The following is a 20,356-nucleotide window of genomic DNA, read 5'->3' on the forward strand; positions in this document are numbered from 1 at the left end:
GGCATTGTATATCATTTATCAATGAATAGACATTTCCCTCAAAAAATGAAATCAATACAAGCCAACGATCCTAAATCTATCACTTATTATTTTCAAACTGATCCTCTTAGATTCATTGTCCAAAGAGCAAATCAAATTACCGCGCTAGAAAAGATGCTTGTAAATTTCCTACCATCAGAAGTTATACCTTATTGTCAAGTGATGAATATATCTCACCAAACACTTACTCTTCAATTGGACAACGCTGTTTGGGCCACACGAGTCCGCTATTTAGTTCCTAATTTAATTGAAGCATTTTCTCAACAAAAAATGCCTATCGCTTCAATTCAATGTCGGGTTAAGCCTTGGTGGCTCTAGTGTAATTTAGATTCCTGCATTATCATAGCCTGAAAACCTGAAATCCCACCATATGGTGTTCGAAGGATGATTAAGGATGATTGATGACTATAATTATGATTATAATTAAATTAATTAAATCGCCATAATCACAGGCGCAAAAGAAAAAGGTAATTCCGAAGAATCTTTAAAGGTTACAATTTCCCATGCATTTTTTTCTGCCAATAACTGTTTTAACAATTTGCTATTTAAGGTATGTCCCGATTTCACCCCGTCAAATGAGCCAATTAAACTGTATCCTAATAAATAAAGATCTCCAATGACATCAAGAATTTTATGTTTGACAAATTCATCTGTGTAACGTAAACCGTCCTGATTTAAAATTTTATACTTATCTAGTACAATGGCATTGTCCAAGCTAGCTCCTAAAGCTAAATTGTTTTTGCGAATAAATTCATAATCCGATAGAAAACCAAATGTTCGTGCGCGCGAAACTTCTTTCATGTAGGAAATACTTGAAAAATCAAGTGTCGCATTTTGATTATGTTCGTTAAATAATGGATGATCGAACTCAATGTTAAAACTAACCTTAAATCCGTCATAAGGCTCAATCATTACGCTTTTATCATTTTCTTCTATCTTAATTTTTCGTTTAATACGAATAAATTCTTTCGGTACGTTTTGTTCTTCAATGCCTGCAGACTGAATTAAGAATATGAAAGGACCTGCACTGCCATCCATAATCGGCAACTCAGGTGAAGTGATGTCTACATAAAGATTATCAATACCAGAACCACCTAGAGCCGATAACAAATGTTCTACAGTTGCGATACGAACATCATCTTTTGCTAAGCAAGTCGATAAACTGGTATCTCCAATGTAGTTAACACGAGCAGGAACTTCGACGACAGGATCTAAATCCGTTCGACAAAAAATAATCCCCGTGTTAGGTGGGGCAGGGCGTAACGTCAAATAAACCTTCTCTCCGGTATGAACACCAATACCTGTGGCTCTAACCACATTTTTCAAAGTTCTCTGCCTAATCATTAAACAAATCCATTACCGAAAAACGAGGCGCATTTCAGCACATCCTTTTTATAATAATTAATCATTTTTTGAAATGATCTCAATCGTCCTGACGACGTAGAAAAGCCGGAATATCAAGATATTCAAAATCCTTATCACCACGTTGTTTTTCCAAATCTACATTTGGTCTAGCAGACTCCTGATTTCGCATGTAAGTAGGTCGATCAAATCGATAGTAGTCCACTATTCCATCATTTTTTGTGCTCTTTATAGGTTTTATCATAACGGTAGCATCTGCACTACTATGAGTTATAAGGCCAGTGACGACCACTGTTACGCGTAATTCATCACTCATTTCGGGATCGATTACTGTCCCCACTACCACAGTAGCATTCTCTGAAGAAAACGCTTTCACTGCCTCTCCTACTTTCTCGAACTCACCGATAGAGAGATCTATGCCTGCAGTAATGTTAACTAATACACCTCGAGCGCCTGTGAAATCCACATCTTCTAGTAGAGGACTCGCGATTGCTGCTTCCGCTGCTTCCCGAGCTCGGTTCTCACCACTGCTTATACCCGTTCCCATCATGGCCATGCCCATTTCCGACATGACGGTTCGTACGTCAGCAAAATCAACATTAATTAATCCAGGGCGAGTAATTAAGTCCGCAATCCCTTGAACTGCACCTAACAATACATTATTAGCTGCCTTAAAAGCATTCAATAATGTAATGTTTTTACCAAGCACACTCAACAATTTATTATTAGGAATAGTAATCAGCGAATCAACATAACTTGTTAACGCTTTAATACCTCCTTCAGCAACTTCCATTCGCTTTTTACCTTCAAAGATGAAGGGCTTAGTCACTATCGCTACGGTTAAAATATCCATTTCTTTCGCTACTTCAGCAAAAATAGGAGCGGCTCCTGTACCAGTACCACCACCCATGCCTGCAGTTAAAAACACCATATCTGTCCCTTCAAGGACTTCACAAATACGATCTCGACCCTCTTCAGCCGCTTGACGACCGATATGAGGATCTGCACCTGCTCCTAATCCTTTGGTGATTTCATCTCCGAGCTGTAAGATAGTTCGCGCGCTTGAACGACTTAAAGCTTGTGCATCTGTGTTAGCACAAATAAATTCGACACCATCAATACTTTCAGTCATCATGTGTTCAATCGCATTACCCCCACCGCCACCGATACCAATCACCTTTATTTTAGCGTTTTGAGATGACATTTCACCAAGCTCAAACATTATAATTTCCCCCAACTTAAAAAGTTCCTTGAAACCAGCTTTTCATCCTCTGCCACAAACTCATTCCATATTCTAAATCAAACACAGGTCGACCACGATTATTGCTTTGGTTCTGGTGCCAATGAATCAACAATCCTACCGCTGTTGCGTAAATTGGATTCTCACGGACATCTACTAAACCATTCACATATTGCGGTAACCCCAATCGTACAGGCATTTGAAAGATGTGTTCGGCTAATTCGATACAACCTGGAACACGCGAAGCTCCACCTGTTAATACAACTCCCGCCGTAATTAAATCTTTAAAACCACTATGATGCAATTCTGATAATACAAGTTCAAATAATTCTTCGTAACGTTCTGCAACTACTTGTGCCAGCCCCCTTTTTTGTATCTGCTTTGGAGGACGTTTGGCAATACTCGGCACTTGGATGGTTTCTTCCGCGCTGATTTTTTGCGGCAAAGCAGACGCGTACTTAATCTTGATTTGTTCCGCGTACTGAGTAGGGGTTCGAAGTGCTACTGCAACATCATTAGTTACATGATCGCCTGCAATAGGAATAACGTACGTATGACGAATCGCTCCTTCTGTGAAAATAGCGATATCAGTGGTGCCACCACCAATATCCACCATACATACACCCAACTCTTTTTCATCATCTGTTAAAACGGAATGACTAGAAGCAAGCTGCTCTAAAACAACGTCACCAACTTGTAATCCACAGCAACGCACACATTTAGTTATATTTTGTGCAGCGCTGACAGCCCCCGTAATGATATGTACTTTGGCTTCTAATCGCACACCAGACATACCAACAGGCTCACGAACACCTTCCTGATTATCGATAATGAATTCTTGTGGCAAAACATGAAGTATTTTTTGATCAGCGGGAATAGCCACGGCTTTTGCTGCATCAATAACTCGATCCACATCGGACTGATTTACTTCGCAATTTCGAATTGCGACAATACCATGAGAATTTAGACTTCGAATATGACCACCTGCAATACCCGTATAGGCGGAACGGATATCACACCCAGCCATCAACTCTGCCTCTTCAATCGCATGCTGAATTGACCGCACAGTTGACTCAATGTTGATTACAACACCCCGTTTTAACCCGCGCGACGGATGTGTGCCAAACCCAATAACCTCGATTTGGTTATCTTGACTGACTGCACCAACCAACGCTGCAATTTTGCTAGTACCAATATCTAATGCAACGATAAGATTTTTATCTGGATTTTTTGGCATGGTCGCCAAAGTCTCCCTGTGCGCAACACTGTATTGACAGTTAAATCATCAGTATAAGAGTATAAGCGATTAGTCATGAAATCACCACAATCTTTTTTTCATTTCTTAGTTATGAAAAACTGGTAGAAATATTGTGTTTACAAAAACACCATAACATACCATTTGTGCCAGGTACACCCTGAGAAGATGTATAAAACAAATAAAAAGATCTAGAAAAAGTCGAAATCATAAAGTGGTTCAAAGATTATGTCAAGCAATAATAGTCTTCATAAGATTGACCAAAGTAACACGAAGCGACATGCTTAATGTCGTAGACGAACATTAATCATAACGTATCTATGAAAGTAATTAAGTAATAACCGATGATGACACAAAATGAGTACTCTACAATTCAACCAATTCAATTCAGTTATATAATTAAAGAACAAATATTTTCTGAGTACGGTTAAGACAGAGTCTGTACAAAACTAAGTAATTAACTTATGGGATATTTGTGATAAATTTTTAAAGGATTTGTACAAGATTGGCGATATGAATGAGGCAAGAATAAATCGAAAGTGATTTCGATTCGATAAATAAATTGGTAGATTAATGGATTGATAGATTGAGATAATGCTTTGATATTCGTACTGAATGAATATATTATAATTTGATTAGTATTTCACTTAAAAAGTCATCTGTATTTTACCAAAATCGGTGAGCTATAAAGCTTGTTGAGAGCGTAAATCACTTTTTCGCATGATGGCATGGAGTGTTTGTCACTTATTGTATGATTGCCATTTATTGTATGATATTTATAATGTTCGATTTTTTTCGAAATCTCAAAGATAAAAGGAAGTATTAATAAAAGTGAGTATCTAGAAGAATGAGATAATTTTAGTGATGTCTTTTTTAAAAAAAATAAAAATTGTTAATAGAAATACTCGTGGGAGAAACTTAAAAAACATGATTTTAAATATAGTCGGTACTAATAATCAATTTGCTGAAGAATAGTATTGTGCTTTGAGGTATTGTGTTTTGAATTTAAAAAAAGTAATTAAAATTAAGGAATCATAAACTACAAGTGGTCTAAAATCATAGAGGTAGTGATTGAAAAACCATTTATATTAATATGCGACACGCTAATACACTAATGATCGTATTTTTCTTGTAAAAATTAAATAAATTTATCTAATAAATTCCATTTGTTCGCTAATACACATTTTTTCACAAAAACTATTTTATAATGAATAAGTAAAAATACTGTGAATCATTTTCGAATAATGTCACAAAATATTAGAAAGGTTTTTGATATTCTCTATTCTCAATTTAGCGTAAAATTTAAGATATTAGCTAAAATATTAACTATCAGTAAAGTAATTAACTAACCAGTAAGGATATCTACGTTAATTAACATGCTTAATTGACATGGAAAATTAAGAATATCGTTTTATTCCATAATGTCCAGGAATCTAAATATTCTTTATTTGAGTACTTCGGTAGATTGCACTAAGACTCGTCATATTTGCTTTCACTTTGTGATCCTGATGATTAGGTTGTTGTATAACTGTTGTATTGTTCGCTCTGTGAGGGTGTTAACATGACGTTCTCAGTACAAAATTGCCAATTGCAACTATTCATGATAAGTATAAAATGTGGAATGAAACATATTTTATTTATAATTAAGAGCAAAGATAATAAAAAAGAAATTATATAACCATGAGTAACCGTATGATATTAAACGGTGACATCCATATTGATATTAGGAATGTTACTTGCTTAAATAAATTTTATTGAATACATTGTACTATTCTATATTTCCTGCTCAGTATGATATGATACGGAAAATCGATAAAAAATTTATTTTGAAGAGCTAATTTTAGTAGTTAGTTTAGAATTGATACTCATGCTTTTGTTTGCCGCTACTTTGTCTAAATGAGTTAGTGCTTTGACAGACGATAGAATGTCGTGATTGTGACTAGATGGACCATAATAATATACTCTGAATGAAGAAAGTTTTTATGTATTGTTTTTCTTATCTAAAGTGATTCAAATATGGCAATAATTAAACTTTTTTTTTCAAAGAAAGTGACTCTAGAATTCAGTTATATTCATAGACAATTAATAGTAATAAACCACCACAATCCAATTTCTCCAGCAGATAAATTTGGCAAGTTTCTCCTTTGTCATTAGGACAATTTACTCACTAACTGTGAAAGAAAAAAAGAGAGCTTTTAATGCTCAGCAAACTCAGCAAACTTAACCTTAATACCTGTTTACGTAACCATATGCAGGGCAATGTTAACCACGTTGATCTGAATACAAGAAAATGAAGGAAAGACAGATATATATAAAAATGATGAAGTGGGAGAGTAGGAAGGGAAGTGGTAAAATTTTGCCGATGTAGCTTAGATGGTAGAGCAACTGATTCGTAATCAGTAGGTCCGCAGTTCGAATCTGCGCATCGGCATTGTAAAATCAAAAGGATTTTTCCCCCAATTGTATCAGTTTATTCGTACACTGCTCTAAATTACAAAAATTACAATACTTGAGTGCATAAAATTCATAAAAAATAATTTTTTTTAACTTCGAACACTAAAATATGCACTACTCACAGAAGCAGTTGAAAGCAAGATATTTTGTTATAATAATTTTCTTATAAAATTACATTGTGGATATTGTTATAATTATTTCATTAGATGTGTTATGGAAAAGCGGTTTTTTGTACTAAAACATTAAGTCAGAGAAATAATTATAAGTCAGAGAAATAATTATTGTTTCAATTTTTAATTGAATCAAAAATGCGACTTATAGTAGCATGGTCTGTTTTCTACCTAAAATAAAAAATGTGTCATTTTTCGTAAAATAAAATATATTGCCACCCACATAGTTTCGGTTGAATTAAATTATCACTATTGTAATTATAGATGAAAAATTACAATAGTGATAAAACAATTTCTAATTAGAATACGAAGTAAGTAAACATACTAGAGTTTTTATAAGAGATTGCACTTTATTAACGCGTCAGTCTTTTGCAGACCACGTTTGCTATGTTGCTCAACTAATTCCAAAAATCTAAAGATATTTTAGCTTTTATAACTAGTCTAACTTGATTGTATATTTTATTTTGGAAGAGTCTTGTAGAAATTAATCTGATTAAATAGCTTTTAATAGATCTGATTTTAATATAAAAATCATATCAAATCAACACGTTTCTAATTTTATTTATCTTGCTTTAGTTGTATTTATAAGGTATACAGACTCAAAATTCATATTGTAGATTATCTTCGTACTTTTCCAAAATTATGATCACCGAGATCCATGGATTCAGTTGATTTTTGCGAGTAGTGATTGCAGTTTTTGGTTTAGTGAGTGTCCTTATTTTTAAAATTGCGAATACATTAAAGGAGATCAACCAAGGGTTTTCGTCCAATCGCTTTATAATGAGATTATCTAATTATCTACAGTTACAGTCTTTAGATTTTTAACATTACTACATATAGTCTAACTAATATCAATAGATGGGTAATTAACACTAATCCAGGGGATTTTTATTATTCGCCGCTAATTGTGTATTTTGATATAAATGCAATTCTGCTAATAATTGTTTTGCTGTTGCAAGAAAAGGTTTTTTGTAACTACGAGGGATGTGAGCTATTGGTAGTTTCATTGCTAACCAATCACGAGGCTTACCATCCATATAGAAACCGAAATGAAGATGTGGTCCTGTTGCCCAGCCTGATGCGCCTACATAACCAATAATCTGGCCTTTATGCACCCATTCGTGTAATTTAATTTTTGCAAATCGTGACATGTGACCATAAAGAGCTATATAATGACGACCATATCCAACTTTAATTGTCTTTCCATATCCTCCATCTTTACCAACAAAAACTACACTTCCTTCGCCAATAGATTTGATAGGTGTTCCGATATTTGCTGCAAAATCAATGCCTAAGTGAGGATGCATTCGATGTAAGACAGGATCAAAACGATAATGACTAAAATAACTACTGATGCGTTTATAGTGCAGTGGACTATGTAAAAAACAGGCTTCAACGCCAAGACCATCAGGGGTATAATAGGCAGTACGTTTAACATGAGTATAACGAACTGCTTGGCTAATTTTCCCTTGGTGAATGAATTCAGCGGCAATAATATCTCCATCACAATATTTTCTTCCATAAATGTATTCTTCTTGATAAAGAAGATTAAAACCACTACCCAGATGAAGATTATGAGAAAAATCGGTCTCTTCTCCAAAAATGGTTTGTAATTCACTGAGCATGCGTGTAGTCAGTCCAGCTTTTTTAGCATCTCGGTTAAGGGAGTGAAATATTGTGAAGGCTTTGTAGGCAAGAATTATTGAAACAGGATTATGAGAAATTTTCTTTATAAAATGATTGCCTTCCCGAATGATTATTGCTGTTTCGGCAGTTGATAAGAGACATTTAAGAGCAATCAATTGATGAGGCGGTTCAATTTGGAAATAAAGTATTTGATAAGGATGTAAGGTAGCTAGTGATTTATGTTGTTTAATGACCTGGAGTAGATCATGCTGATTAATTTTTAATCGATCAAAGATTGCGGACAAGTCTTCTTTTTTTTGAACGATTATTTTTTGCCACTCTAGCGGAGTGGTGGCTATTTTTCTTACAGAGAAAGTGGATGCTGGAAGATTAAGTGCAGTCGTTTTTTTATTGTTGCATACTAGATGTTTATAGAATAACTCCGTTAACGTGATAAGGACTACGGAGATAGCGGCAATGATCGAAATCGTTGATTTCCAGCCCTGCATTCGGATTCCTTGTTAATTGTTCCTTATATATCTCATTGATAATTCCAATTTTAGATTGTACCACGTAATATTACATTGCGGAATAATTCATGGGGTTTAAGTGATTTCAGTAAAAGAAGCATTAGAAGAAATTAAAAGAGGCACGGTTGAGATCATTCTTGAGAAAGAATTGGTTGTGCGACTAGGTGAAGAAAAGCTATTACGAGTGAAGCTTGGATTTGATCCAACTGGGCCGGATATTCATTTGGGTCATACTGTAGTACTCAATAAGTTACGTCAATTTCAGACGTTGGGACATGAAATTATTTTCCTTATCGGAGACTACACAGCGATGATCGGTGATCCAACCGGAAAAAATGTGACACGAAAACCATTGACGCAAAATGTCGTGATGGAAAACACTAAAACATACGAAACACAAGTATTTCGCATTCTAGACCCTGAAAAAACACGACTCACTTTTAATTCTGTTTGGATGAATGAGCTAAAAGTTGATGACTTGATCCGTTTAGCCAGTACTTATACAGTTGCCCGTATGCTAGAACGGGACGATTTTAAGAAACGTTATATGGCGAGACAACCTGTTGCTATCCATGAATTTTTATATCCGTTATTGCAAGGTTATGATTCCATCGCTTTGCGTGCGGATGTTGAATTAGGCGGCACAGACCAGAAATTTAATTTATTGGTAGGCCGTGAATTGCAAAAACATTTTGGTCAACGAGCGCAATGCATTTTAACAATGCCTTTGTTAGAAGGACTAGATGGTATACAAAAAATGTCGAAATCATTAAATAACTACATTGGCATTATGGATCCGCCGGATGAAATGTTTGGAAAGATTATGTCGATATCTGATGAGTTAATGTGGCGTTATTATGAGTTATTGAGTTTTCGTCCAACGCAGGAAATTAATCGATGGCGCAGAGAGGTATTTGACGGGAAAAATCCGCGTGACATAAAAGTGTTGTTGAGTAAAGAACTTGTCACACGTTTTCACAGTAGAGAAGATGCAAAAATAGCACATCAACATTTTATTGACCGGTTTAAACATCATGTGTTGCCAACAGATTTGAATGAAATTGCATTAGTAACTGAAAATAACTATCTGTCCATTAGCCACATTCTGCAACGTGCCGGTTTAGTAAACAGCACCTCTGAAGCCCGTCGTATGATTACTCAGGGTGCTGTACGCATCGATGGCGAGCGTGTTGAGCATATCCATTTAATTGTCTCTATCGGAGAGAGTCATCTTTATCAGGTAGGAAAACGTCGGTTTGCTAAGGTGAAAGTGGTTGCTATCTAAATGAATATGTGTGAAGAGGATTATTTTCTTGCTAAGTTTGCAATGGATATTAGTAAACCACAATGTTGTGAATAAATTACAACAAAGATTGTTAATCTACACTAACAGATACATCAAAAAGGCCAAAGCGCATTAGATTTTATTTTTTTTGTTTTTGAAAATGCTAACAGTTAGACAATAGTTAGATTAGAATACTTATCTTGACGAATCTTGCAGATCCATTTTTTCTTTGGCTGATAAACAATCATCCGGCAGAAAAATTTAACAAAGTGGTAGCAGTAAGAAGGAAGATAAAGTGTGCATCAATCAAATGTCGATCGTTAATCTTTAAACAGTAAGTCGCAAATTTTTTGTTGATATTTTTAACTTTTCTTTATGTTTTATCAATGTCTTTCTAAAAGAGAGTTATTGAATTGTAAATTGGTATACTCGGTGAGTATGGTTCTAAAAATTCAAAATTACACCTAATAATTAGTTTTTCATTTTAGATATCAGCGATCAATATCACTTCATTTTACTTGACATCAGTGTATAGGGGTTTACTTTGAAACTAAAATATTTATAGGAAAGATTTCGATTTATTTATCCTGAAATACGTAGTCAACCCATAATTTCCTTTTTTACAAATAGGAGAAAATTTCAAAATGTGTAACTTATGAATAGATTGGCTATGGTGGTCAGAGAGATAAAAATAATACAGTTCAAACTATATCTAGCGACTTAGTGGCTTATTTTCTTGTTCTAGCACTTATAAAAACACGTTAGAACTGTATCGAAACACTACGAATAACAATAGTAAATGACTGTGCTCCTTCTCTGCAGTTTTTAAAAAACGAAGTGCCATCCGGAAGATTTTTAAAATTTTGCTGTCCGTGATATCATTAGCCTGATCGTACAAGTAGGATATTCTGTTGCATTTAGATCAATTGGTTTTTACTTAATAGTTTAGAAACCATAAAACTAGTTACTAATCGAACTAAGTGCTTTTTGTTCATAAATTGATTCTAAAAAAAAATGTATTCGACTATCTAGATATGCCTATGTACACGACATTCTATACTATGAAATTCTATACTATAAATAAGAAATAAATTAATGTTCTAATCACGATTTTATAAAGAGAGATTAACGTTTTTATACTATTTTATCAAAACGATAACTAATACTTCACTATTTCAATGGTAATATTTGCATTGTTATTCGATTCAAAAATCATAGAAAATACTAGTTAACTTTCTCGCACAAAGCGTTTCTTGACACCAAAGCATTCAAGGGGTTTTGTCTCTGTTATCCTGAACCTTACTACATGCTTTTAGTGCTTAGGTGCGTTCTGAAGCGGAATTTGCCGATACCTATAAAATTCGTATAGCGTATCCCGAATTCTATATTATAGTTTATACATTATGGTTTAATATATTATAGTCCATGATAGGATACTAGAAGTCCATGATAGGATACTAGAAGCTTTCCAAAAAAACTGATTAAATCTATGCAAATTTAATATCAAATTTAATATATTATCCTGATCTCATTAAGATGTCGTAGAATCTCTCATATTTCATTGATATAAAAATACTACTATATGAAGGCATCGAAAAACTTACTTAATCATATTTTAACTTTTTAATTTATTAGGGATTTTAGTCAGATGGACATTGAAAATAGGATAATTTCTATGAAACTGGTATATCTTACTACTGCATTGGATCCTTAGTTAAGATTTCTTATGATTAAACCATCTATGCAATAATAGTACTTACTTTATGCCACAACACTAAACACACGTGTATTTAAAGGTTGTCGTAAATATGGTTATGAGGAAGACTGGAGTTAGCTAGAGTTATTAGGAAAGAGGAAAGCAAACCCGTTCGATGTTATATTTCATACTTCTCTTGTTTCTCAGTATGTACAAAAGGAGAGAGATTATCCAATTAAGACAGAATAATCTGGTATAGAGCAATTTGGTTGGACTAGCTGACTTTGTCAAATATATGCATATATGCATATATGCACCTAATCAAATAAGATCACCCTTGCATTAGCTCATTTTAAAGTGAGAAGCCTTGATGTTAACTGTAATTCACGATGTAATCTACCTGTGCAGATATTGGTTTAGAATGTTCAAAGTATGTTAAATAACGATAATGCTTTCTTTATGGTATAATACTCAAATTGGACTGTAAAAATTTTTATAACCCTGTTGGATAGCAGGGGCGTTCATTTTATTCTTGACTTTTCTTATAAAGCGTGTAGAATGAGTGCTCTTTACTTGGTTCCTTAATGGAATTGCTCTTTAAAAAGTTAGCAGCGAAAGGAAACAGTTTGTGTGGGTACTGTGCAGTTATTCGGGTTACCAATAATTCGACGCATAGAACCTGCTTGACTGCAGTATTTTGTGTCGAGCCTTTAATATGCCCCTCTTGCGAGGGGCAGTAGTTTGTTTAATTGAAGAGTTTGATTCTGGCTCAGATTGAACGCTAGCGGCATGCTTAACACATGCAAGTCGAACGGCAGCGCGGAAGGCTTTTAGCCTTCTGGCGGCGAGTGGCGGACGGGTGAGTAATGCGTAGGAATCTACCTTGTAGTGGGGGATAACCCGGGGAAACTCGGGCTAATACCGCATGATCTCTACGGAGCAAAGCGGGGATCTTTGGACCTCGCGCTGTGAGATGAGCCTATGTCGGATTAGCTTGTTGGTAGGGTAATGGCCTACCAAGGCGGCGATCCGTAGCTGGTCTGAGAGGACGGTCAGCCACACTGGGACTGAGACACGGCCCAGACTCCTACGGGAGGCAGCAGTGGGGAATCTTGGACAATGAGGGAAACCTTGATCCAGCAATGCCGCGTGTGTGAAGAAGGCCTTCGGGTTGTAAAGCACTTTCAGCAGGAAAGAAATTCTCAGGGATAATACCCTTGGGCGCTGACGTTACCTGCAAAAGAAGCACTGGCTAACTCTGTGCCAGCAGCCGCGGTAATACAGAGAGTGCAAGCGTTAATCGGAATTACTGGGCGTAAAGCGCGCGTAGGTGGATATTTAAGTCGGATGTGAAAGACCCCTAGGCTTAACCTGGGAATTGCATCCGATACTGGGTGTCTAGAGTATGGTAGAGGGAAGTGGAATTTCCGGTGTAGCGGTGAAATGCGTAGATATCGGGAAGAACACCAGTGGCGAAGGCGACTTCCTGGATCAATACTGACACTGAGGTGCGAAAGCGTGGGGAGCAAACAGGATTAGAGACCCTGGTAGTCCACGCCGTCAACGATGAGAACTAGCTGTTGGAAAGTTTGCTTTCTAGTAGCGAAGCTAACGCGTTAAGTTCTCCGCCTGGGGAGTACGGCCGCAAGGTTAAAACTCAAAGAAATTGACGGGGGCCCGCACAAGCGGTGGAGCATGTGGTTTAATTCGATGCAACGCGAAAAACCTTACCTACCCTTGACATCCTCGGAACTTGTCAGAGATGACAAGGTGCCCTTTGGGAGCCGAGTGACAGGTGCTGCATGGCTGTCGTCAGCTCGTGTCGTGAGATGTTGGGTTAAGTCCCGTAACGAGCGCAACCCTCGTCCTTAGTTGCCAGCGGTTCGGCCGGGAACTCTAAGGAGACTGCCGGTGATAAACTGGAGGAAGGTGGGGATGATGTCAAGTCATCATGGCCCTTACGGGTAGGGCTACACACGTGCTACAATGGGCAATACAAAGGGTTGCCAAACCGTGAGGTGGAGCTAATCCCAGAAAATTGCTCGTAGTCCGGATTGAAGTCTGCAACTCGACTTCATGAAGTTGGAATCGCTAGTAATCGCGAATCAGAATGTCGCGGTGAATACGTTCTCGGGCCTTGTACACACCGCCCGTCACACCATGGAAGTGAACTGTACCAGAAGCGGGTAGGCTAACCCTTTAAGGGAAGCCGCTCACCACGGTATGATTCATGACTGGGGTGAAGTCGTAACAAGGTAGCCGTAGGGGAACCTGCGGCTGGATCACCTCCTTATTTGACAGTGATTCGATAACTACATTAGTATCCACAGAAACTGCTTTCTAGATTTTTCAGAATTTGAAAAATTGGGAGCTGGAGCAATCCCGAATCGGATAAAATGCATTCGGGTCTGTAGCTCAGTTGGTTAGAGCACACCCCTGATAAGGGTGAGGTCGGAGGTTCAAGTCTTCCCAGACCCACCATCTCGGGGCCATAGCTTAGTCGGGAGAGCATCTGCTTTGCAAGCAGAGGGTCGGCGGTTCGACTCCGCCTGGCTCCACCAGACTTCGAGTGTCAACTGTTAATTCACAGCTGCCGAAAATTCGCTTTCTGACATTAAAAAATGGGTTTAAAATTTAAAAAAGGCACTCATTTTTTGATGCGTGGAATTTACACGCTGCTCTTTAACAATTTGGTAAAAACAAAAATTTGGTGAAAAAGTAAAGGCGCCATTTTTAGGTATTCTTAAATATCTTTTAGGTATTCTAAATATCCGTATTTAACGTTCGTATTTTTAGTATCCTAATAAACTAATAATGAATGACAATCCTGGTAAAATTATTTTATCTAGATCTGTTTTATCTAGATCATTTAGGGTTGTGTAGTCAAGTGAATAAGCGCATATGGTGGATGCCTTGGCAGTAAGAGGCGATGAAGGACGTAGTAGCCTGCGATAAAGCTTCGGGGAGCTGGCAAACAAGCAATGATCCGAAGATTTCCGAATGGGGAAACCCAACCCTTCGGGGTTATCGTGTACTAAATTCATAGGTATACGAAGCAAACCTGGAGAACTGAAACATCTAAGTATCCAGAGGAAAAGAAATCAACCGAGATTCCGTTAGTAGCGGCGAGCGAATGCGGAAGAGCCCAGTTACCAAATCGCTATTTGTTCTAGCAGAATGTTCTGGAAAGTTCAGCCATAGTAGGTGATAGTCCCGTATGCGAAAGGCGAATAGTGTGGATAACAATGAGTAGGTCGGGACACGTGTAATCCTGACTGAAGATGGGGGGACCATCCTCCAAGGCTAAATACTCCTTACTGACCGATAGTGAACTAGTACCGTGAGGGAAAGGTGAAAAGAACCCCGGCGAGGGGAGTGAAATAGAACCTGAAACCGTATGCGTACAAGCAGTCGGAGCATTTTTCTGAAATGTGACGGCGTACCTTTTGTATAATGGGTCAGCGACTTACTTGTTGTAGCGAGCTTAACCGTTTAGGGGAGGCGTAGAGAAATCGAGTCTGAAATGGGCGTTTAGTTGCAATGAGTAGACCCGAAACCGAGCGATCTATCCATGGCCAGGATGAAAGTTAGGTAATACTGACTGGAGGTCCGAACCCACTAATGTTGAAAAATTAGGGGATGAGTTGTGGATAGGAGTGAAAGGCTAATCAAGCTCGGAGATAGCTGGTTCTCCTCGAAAGCTATTTAGGTAGCGCCTCGTGTATAATTCTTGGGGGTAGAGCACTGTTTCGGCTAGGGGACCACCAGGTCTATCAAACCGAAGCAAACTCCGAATACCAATGAAATTTAGCACGGGAGACACACTGCGGGTGATAAGGTCCGTGGTGGAAAGGGAAACAGCCCAGACCGTCAGCTAAGGTCCCAAAATCACAGTTAAGTGGTAAACGATGTGGGAAGGCTTAGACAGCCAGGAGGTTGGCTTAGAAGCAGCCATCCTTTAAAGAAAGCGTAATAGCTCACTGGTCGAGTCGTCCTGCGCGGAAGATTCAACGGGGCTCAAACTGTGTACCGAAGCTACGGGACTCTTTATTAAGAGTCGGTAGAGGAGCGTTCTGTAAGCCTGCGAAGGCAAACCGAGAGGTTTCCTGGAGGTATCAGAAGTGTGAATGCTGACATAAGTAACGATAATGTGGGTGAAAAACCCACACGCCGAAAGTCTAAGGTTTCCTGCGCAACGTTAATCGGCGCAGGGTGAGTCGGCCCCTAAGGTGAGGCAGAAATGCGTAGCTGATGGAAAACAGGTTAATATTCCTGTACTTGTGCAATACTGCAATGGGAGGACGGAGAAGGCTAGATCAGCCGCCCGATCGGTCGTGGTGGTTTAAGTGTGTAGGGAGAGTACTTTGGTAAATCCGGGAACTCAATCTTGAGACATGATGACGAAGTACATACTTGTGTGTACGAAGTGATTAATGCCATGCTTCCAGGAAAAGTCCCTAAGCTTCAGGTATTGTGGAACCGTACTGTAAACCGACACAGGTAGACAGGTAGAGAATACCAAGGCGCTTGAGAGAACTTGGGTGAAGGAACTAGGCAAAATAGCACCGTAACTTCGGGAGAAGGTGTGCCCTTGGTAGGTGAAAGTTTTACAGCTGGAGCTGAAAAGGGTTGCAATAACTAGGTGGCTGAGACTGTTTACTAAAAACACAGCACTCTGCAAACTCGCAAGAGGACGTATAGGGTGTGACGCCTGCCCGGTGCCGGAAGGTTAAATGATAGGGTTAGTCTTTAGACGAAGCTCTAGAGTGAAGCCCCGGTGAACGGCGGCCGTAACTATAACGGTTATCTATATGTTTATATGTATTATATTTATTTTATATATTTATTCTACCTCTATAGTGGCTGTTATAAAATTTGGCTATATGCTGGAAACTCCGAGTATCCTGCAGTACTCACTTTACATAATTAAAAATACCTTAAACATTAAGTTATTGGGTTAATTTATTGAGTTAATTTTACGGGGTAGTTTTATGCGAAGTAGTAACAATCTGACAGGTGCGGACAATCAGCAGGAAAGATTGAAATTAATTGATGTGAAAATTAACTTCAGAATCCTCAGAGACTACATGCCGGACACTAATGCTTCATTAGTGAAGATATAGTCCGACCTCTATGGCGACATGGAGAATCTGGCGGAAATGACCAGATCTTTTTCGATTTTTGATTTTGATAATCAAAGTATGGGAAAGTAACAAACTGCCTAAGGTAGAAAATGTGATGTCTTAATATCGCTGCTTTAGTAAAATTTGGCTATATGCTGGAAACTCCGAGTATCCTGCAGTACTCACTTTACATAATTAAAAATACCTTAAACATTAAGTTATTGGGTTAATTTATTGAGTTAATTTTACGGGGTAGTTTTATGCGAAGTAGTAACAATCTGACAGGTGCGGACAATCAGCAGGAAAGATTGAAATTAATTGATGTGAAAATTAACTTCAGAATCCTCAGAGACTACATGCCGGACACTAATGCTTCATTAGTGAAGATATAGTCCCGTCTGCATGGCGACATGCAGGAAAAGTAAGATGCTTTTTACTTTTCGGCTTGTTCAATTTGTATTGAATATAAGTCAAGATTACAAGCGAAATTCCTTGTCGGGTAAGTTCCGACCTGCACGAATGGCGTAACGATGGCCACACTGTCTCCACCCAAGACTCAGTGAAATTGAAATCGCTGTGAAGATGCAGCGTACCCGCGGCTAGACGGAAAGACCCCGTGAACCTTTACTATAGCTTTACACTGAACTTTGAATATGTCTGTGTAGGATAGGTGGGAGACTTCGAAGCTGGAGCGCCAGCTTCAGTGGAGTCGACCTTGAAATACCACCCTGACGTGTTTTGGGTTCTAACCTTGATCCGTTATCCGGGTCGGAGACAGTGTATGGTGGGTAGTTTGACTGGGGCGGTCTCCTCCTAAAGAGTAACGGAGGAGCACAAAGGTACCCTCAGCACGGTCGGAAATCGTGCAATGTGTGCAAAGGCATAAGGGTGCTTGACTGCGAGACAAACAAGTCGAGCAGGTACGAAAGTAGGTCTTAGTGATCCGGTGGTCCTTTATGGAAAGGCCATCGCTCAACGGATAAAAGGTACTCCGGGGATAACAGGCTAATACCACCCAAGAGTTCATATCGACGGTGGTGTTTGGCACCTTGACTTAATCGGGGTGCTGCAGGAGTAATTCTGCACCAAAAATTCGGCTTATAACGGTGAACCCGTCAGTGGTACGATATCACAATTGTACTATACGGCAACACCGTGGGAAGTCTGATGTCTAAATAACGCACTTTTGGTGGAAAAAGTACTTAGGTACGATAATGATATAACGATACCTAATAAGTGAGTAGTAAGACTTACGTCAATTGAAACAAAGTTCTCAGTTGCTATGTATTATCATTATCTTCGCCAAAACCAGAAAAGCACTGCTAGGTGAGTTTTGTATATTGACATTGTGACCTCGTAACGACTGACCTGAAAAGGAAGACCATTTAGAATAACTGAATGGTAATACGCCGACTCCTGTTTGCTTTAAGTTAGGCTATGACCCACAAAGGTCTAAAGTCAATGACAGGATGAAGATATAGTCTATACCATATGAAAGTATGGAGTCATATACGATGTCGGCTCATCACATCCTGGGGCTGTAGCCGGTCCCAAGGGTATGGCTGTTCGCCATTTAAAGTGGTACGTGAGCTGGGTTTAGAACGTCGTGAGACAGTTCGGTCCCTATCTGCCGTGGGCGTTGGAGATTTGAGAGGAGCTGCTCCTAGTACGAGAGGACCGGAGTGGACGTACCTCTGGTGTTCCGGTTGTCACGCCAGTGGCATTGCCGGGTAGCTAAGTACGGACGGGATAACCGCTGAAAGCATCTAAGTGGGAAGCCCCCCTCAAGATGAGATCTCCCGGACCTTTAAAGGTCCCTAAAGATTCGTTGAAGACTACAACGTTGATAGGCAGGGTGTGGAAGCTCAGTAATGAGTGAAGCTAACCTGTACTAATTAATCGTGCGACTTGACTATGCAACCCTAAATGGTTTTTAAGGTCTTTAATTGTTCACCGGTTTCCTGGCGGCCATAGCGAGTGGGTCCCACCTGATTCCATTCCGAACTCAGAAGTGAAAACGCTCTGCGCCAATGATAGTGTGGATCCTCCATGCGAAAGTAGGGCGCCGTCAGGATTTTGTTTTATGCGAAAAGGGTTTTTCAGTATAATATTCTTATGATAATACTCTTGATAATACTCTTATGTCTTATGTTTTTTAGTACAATACTCTTATACAGTACTCTGTTCTAATTAACATTCTGTGATATTTACAGCAACTGCTAAACCACCTTGCGAAGTTTCTTTATAAATCGTGTTCATATTCTGACCAATTTCTCGCATGGTTTTGATCACCATATCTAATGAAATTTTATGCTCTCCATCTTCGGCCAGTGCTAATTGCGCTGCATTAATAGCTCTGACAGCACCCATCGCATTGCGTTCAATACAAGGAATTTGTACAAGACCTCCAACCGGGTCACAAGTAAGGCCTAAATTATGTTCCATCGCCATTTCTGCAGCAGTTTCAACTTGTAAGATTGTACCTCCTAATACAGCGACCAGCGCACCAGCGGCCATCGAACAAGCCACACCTACCTCTCCTTGACAGCCCATTTCAGCGCCAGAAATAGATGCGTTTTTTTTGTATAAAATTCCGATCGCTCCTGCTGTTAATAAAAAATCAATTATCCCTTTCTCTGTTGCTTCTTTACAAAAATATTTGTAATAGCTTACAACTGCCGGAATAATGCCGGCAGCCCCATTCGTCGGGGCTGTGACTACACGACCACCAGCCGCATTTTCTTCATTCACTGCCATCGCATAAGCATTTAACCAATTCATCGTTTGGGGATGCGCTGAATTTGGTGGTCCAAGGGCTAATAATTTACGATGAAGTGATGGTGCACGGCGTCGAACATGCAATGGACCTTCAAGAAATCCGTCAGTTTTACAGCCTTTTTTAATACAGTTTTCCATTGTACGTGCGATATCTTGTAATTTTTGTATGATGGTTTTCTCATCATACTGTGTTTTTTCATTCGCTAGCATGATGTCGGCAATTGAAAATGATTGCTTTTGGCAATGTGCGATAAGTTCAGCGGCCGAGTCAAATGGAAAAGGAATATTTTCTGTATCATCCAAAGTAGATAGATTTTTTTCTCCATCTTTAATAATAAATCCTCCACCAATAGAAAAATAGAGAGATTTTCGAATGAGTATGTCTTGTGCATTATAAGCTGCAAATTCAATACCATTTGGGTGGAAATCAAAAACCTGTTTATAATTGAAAACTATGTCATTTTTCGTTGAAAAATCAATATAATTTTTATTAAGTAGAATAAGTTGTCTTTTTTCTTCAATTTTTTTTACACGTTTACTGATTGAATCAGGATCAATAGTTTCAGGAGTTTCTCCAATTAATCCCATCATAATTGCTTTATCTGTTCCATGACCCTTTCCCGTAAAAGCTAATGATCCGTATAAGGTAGTAGTCAATCGATGAATAGAAGTGAGTTCGTCCCGAAATCCACAAATAAACTCTTTAGCAGCGCGCATGGGCCCAACTGTATGAGAACTCGAAGGTCCAATACCAATAGAAAATAATTCAAAAACACTAATCATAATTACTAAAACATA

Annotated in this window: 7 protein-coding genes, 3 tRNA genes and 3 rRNA genes; 8 read left to right on the plus strand and 5 right to left on the minus strand. The window is 38.5% G+C overall.

The features are described 5' to 3' along the window. Window positions 1-21: 21 nt before the first annotated feature. A complete protein-coding gene (locus CEAn_RS01035) occupies window positions 22-357 on the plus strand; it encodes a DciA family protein (protein WP_211923988.1) in 336 nt (111 codons plus the stop codon). Between the two features lie 114 nt (window positions 358-471). Here the strand turns inward: CEAn_RS01035 and lpxC are convergent, their stop codons facing one another. The 3 genes from lpxC to ftsA all read right to left on the minus strand — a co-directional run bounded on the left by lpxC (window position 472) and on the right by ftsA (window position 3,887). Then, window positions 472-1,383, minus strand: coding sequence for a UDP-3-O-acyl-N-acetylglucosamine deacetylase (gene lpxC / locus CEAn_RS01040; protein WP_211923989.1), 912 nt, complete (start codon window positions 1,381-1,383; stop codon window positions 472-474). A gap of 79 nt (window positions 1,384-1,462) precedes the next feature. Continuing rightward, the gene (ftsZ, locus tag CEAn_RS01045; protein ID WP_211923990.1) at window positions 1,463-2,623 is read right to left on the minus strand and encodes a cell division protein FtsZ; all 1,161 of its coding nucleotides are present in this window, start codon (window positions 2,621-2,623) and stop codon (window positions 1,463-1,465) included. Window positions 2,624-2,639: 16 nt separating this feature from the next. Further along, window positions 2,640-3,887 carry a cell division protein FtsA gene (ftsA, locus tag CEAn_RS01050; protein WP_211923991.1) on the minus strand — a complete coding sequence of 416 codons (1,248 nt, stop codon included), beginning with the start codon at window positions 3,885-3,887 and terminating at the stop codon, window positions 2,640-2,642. A 2,367-nt stretch (window positions 3,888-6,254) separates the two neighbouring features. Between ftsA and CEAn_RS01055 the strand changes: the two genes are divergently transcribed. Next, window positions 6,255-6,327 (plus strand) — tRNA-Thr (locus tag CEAn_RS01055). A gap of 1,065 nt (window positions 6,328-7,392) precedes the next feature. Here the strand turns inward: CEAn_RS01055 and CEAn_RS01060 are convergent. Further along, the gene (locus tag CEAn_RS01060; RefSeq protein WP_211923992.1) at window positions 7,393-8,655 is read right to left on the minus strand and encodes a M23 family metallopeptidase; all 1,263 of its coding nucleotides are present in this window, start codon (window positions 8,653-8,655) and stop codon (window positions 7,393-7,395) included. A gap of 100 nt (window positions 8,656-8,755) precedes the next feature. Between CEAn_RS01060 and tyrS the strand changes: the two genes are divergently transcribed. The 6 genes from tyrS (at window position 8,756) to rrf (ending at window position 18,854) form a co-directional block, all read left to right on the plus strand. Then, on the plus strand, window positions 8,756-9,961 hold the full coding sequence (gene tyrS, locus CEAn_RS01065) for a tyrosine--tRNA ligase (RefSeq protein WP_211923993.1): 1,206 nt from the start codon (window positions 8,756-8,758) through the stop codon (window positions 9,959-9,961). A gap of 2,442 nt (window positions 9,962-12,403) precedes the next feature. Beyond that, window positions 12,404-13,950: ribosomal RNA gene (locus tag CEAn_RS01070) — 16S ribosomal RNA — on the plus strand. Between the two features lie 111 nt (window positions 13,951-14,061). After that, a tRNA-Ile gene (locus CEAn_RS01075) sits at window positions 14,062-14,138 on the plus strand. Window positions 14,139-14,142: 4 nt separating this feature from the next. After that, a tRNA-Ala gene (locus tag CEAn_RS01080) sits at window positions 14,143-14,218 on the plus strand. A 320-nt stretch (window positions 14,219-14,538) separates the two neighbouring features. After that, window positions 14,539-18,696: ribosomal RNA gene (locus tag CEAn_RS01085) — 23S ribosomal RNA — on the plus strand. A gap of 44 nt (window positions 18,697-18,740) precedes the next feature. Further along, window positions 18,741-18,854: ribosomal RNA gene (gene rrf, locus CEAn_RS01090) — 5S ribosomal RNA — on the plus strand. Together the 16S, 23S and 5S rRNA genes with 2 tRNA genes alongside form the textbook arrangement of a ribosomal RNA operon. 116 nt (window positions 18,855-18,970) lie before the next feature. Here the strand turns inward: rrf and CEAn_RS01095 are convergent. Then, entirely contained in the window at window positions 18,971-20,341 is a 1,371-nt protein-coding gene (locus tag CEAn_RS01095; RefSeq protein WP_211923994.1) for an L-serine ammonia-lyase, read from the minus strand. Between the last annotated feature and the right edge of the window lie 15 nt (window positions 20,342-20,356).

The sequence above is a fragment of the Coxiella endosymbiont of Amblyomma nuttalli genome (assembly GCF_018107685.1).
Taxonomy (GTDB): Bacteria; Pseudomonadota; Gammaproteobacteria; order Coxiellales; family Coxiellaceae; genus Coxiella.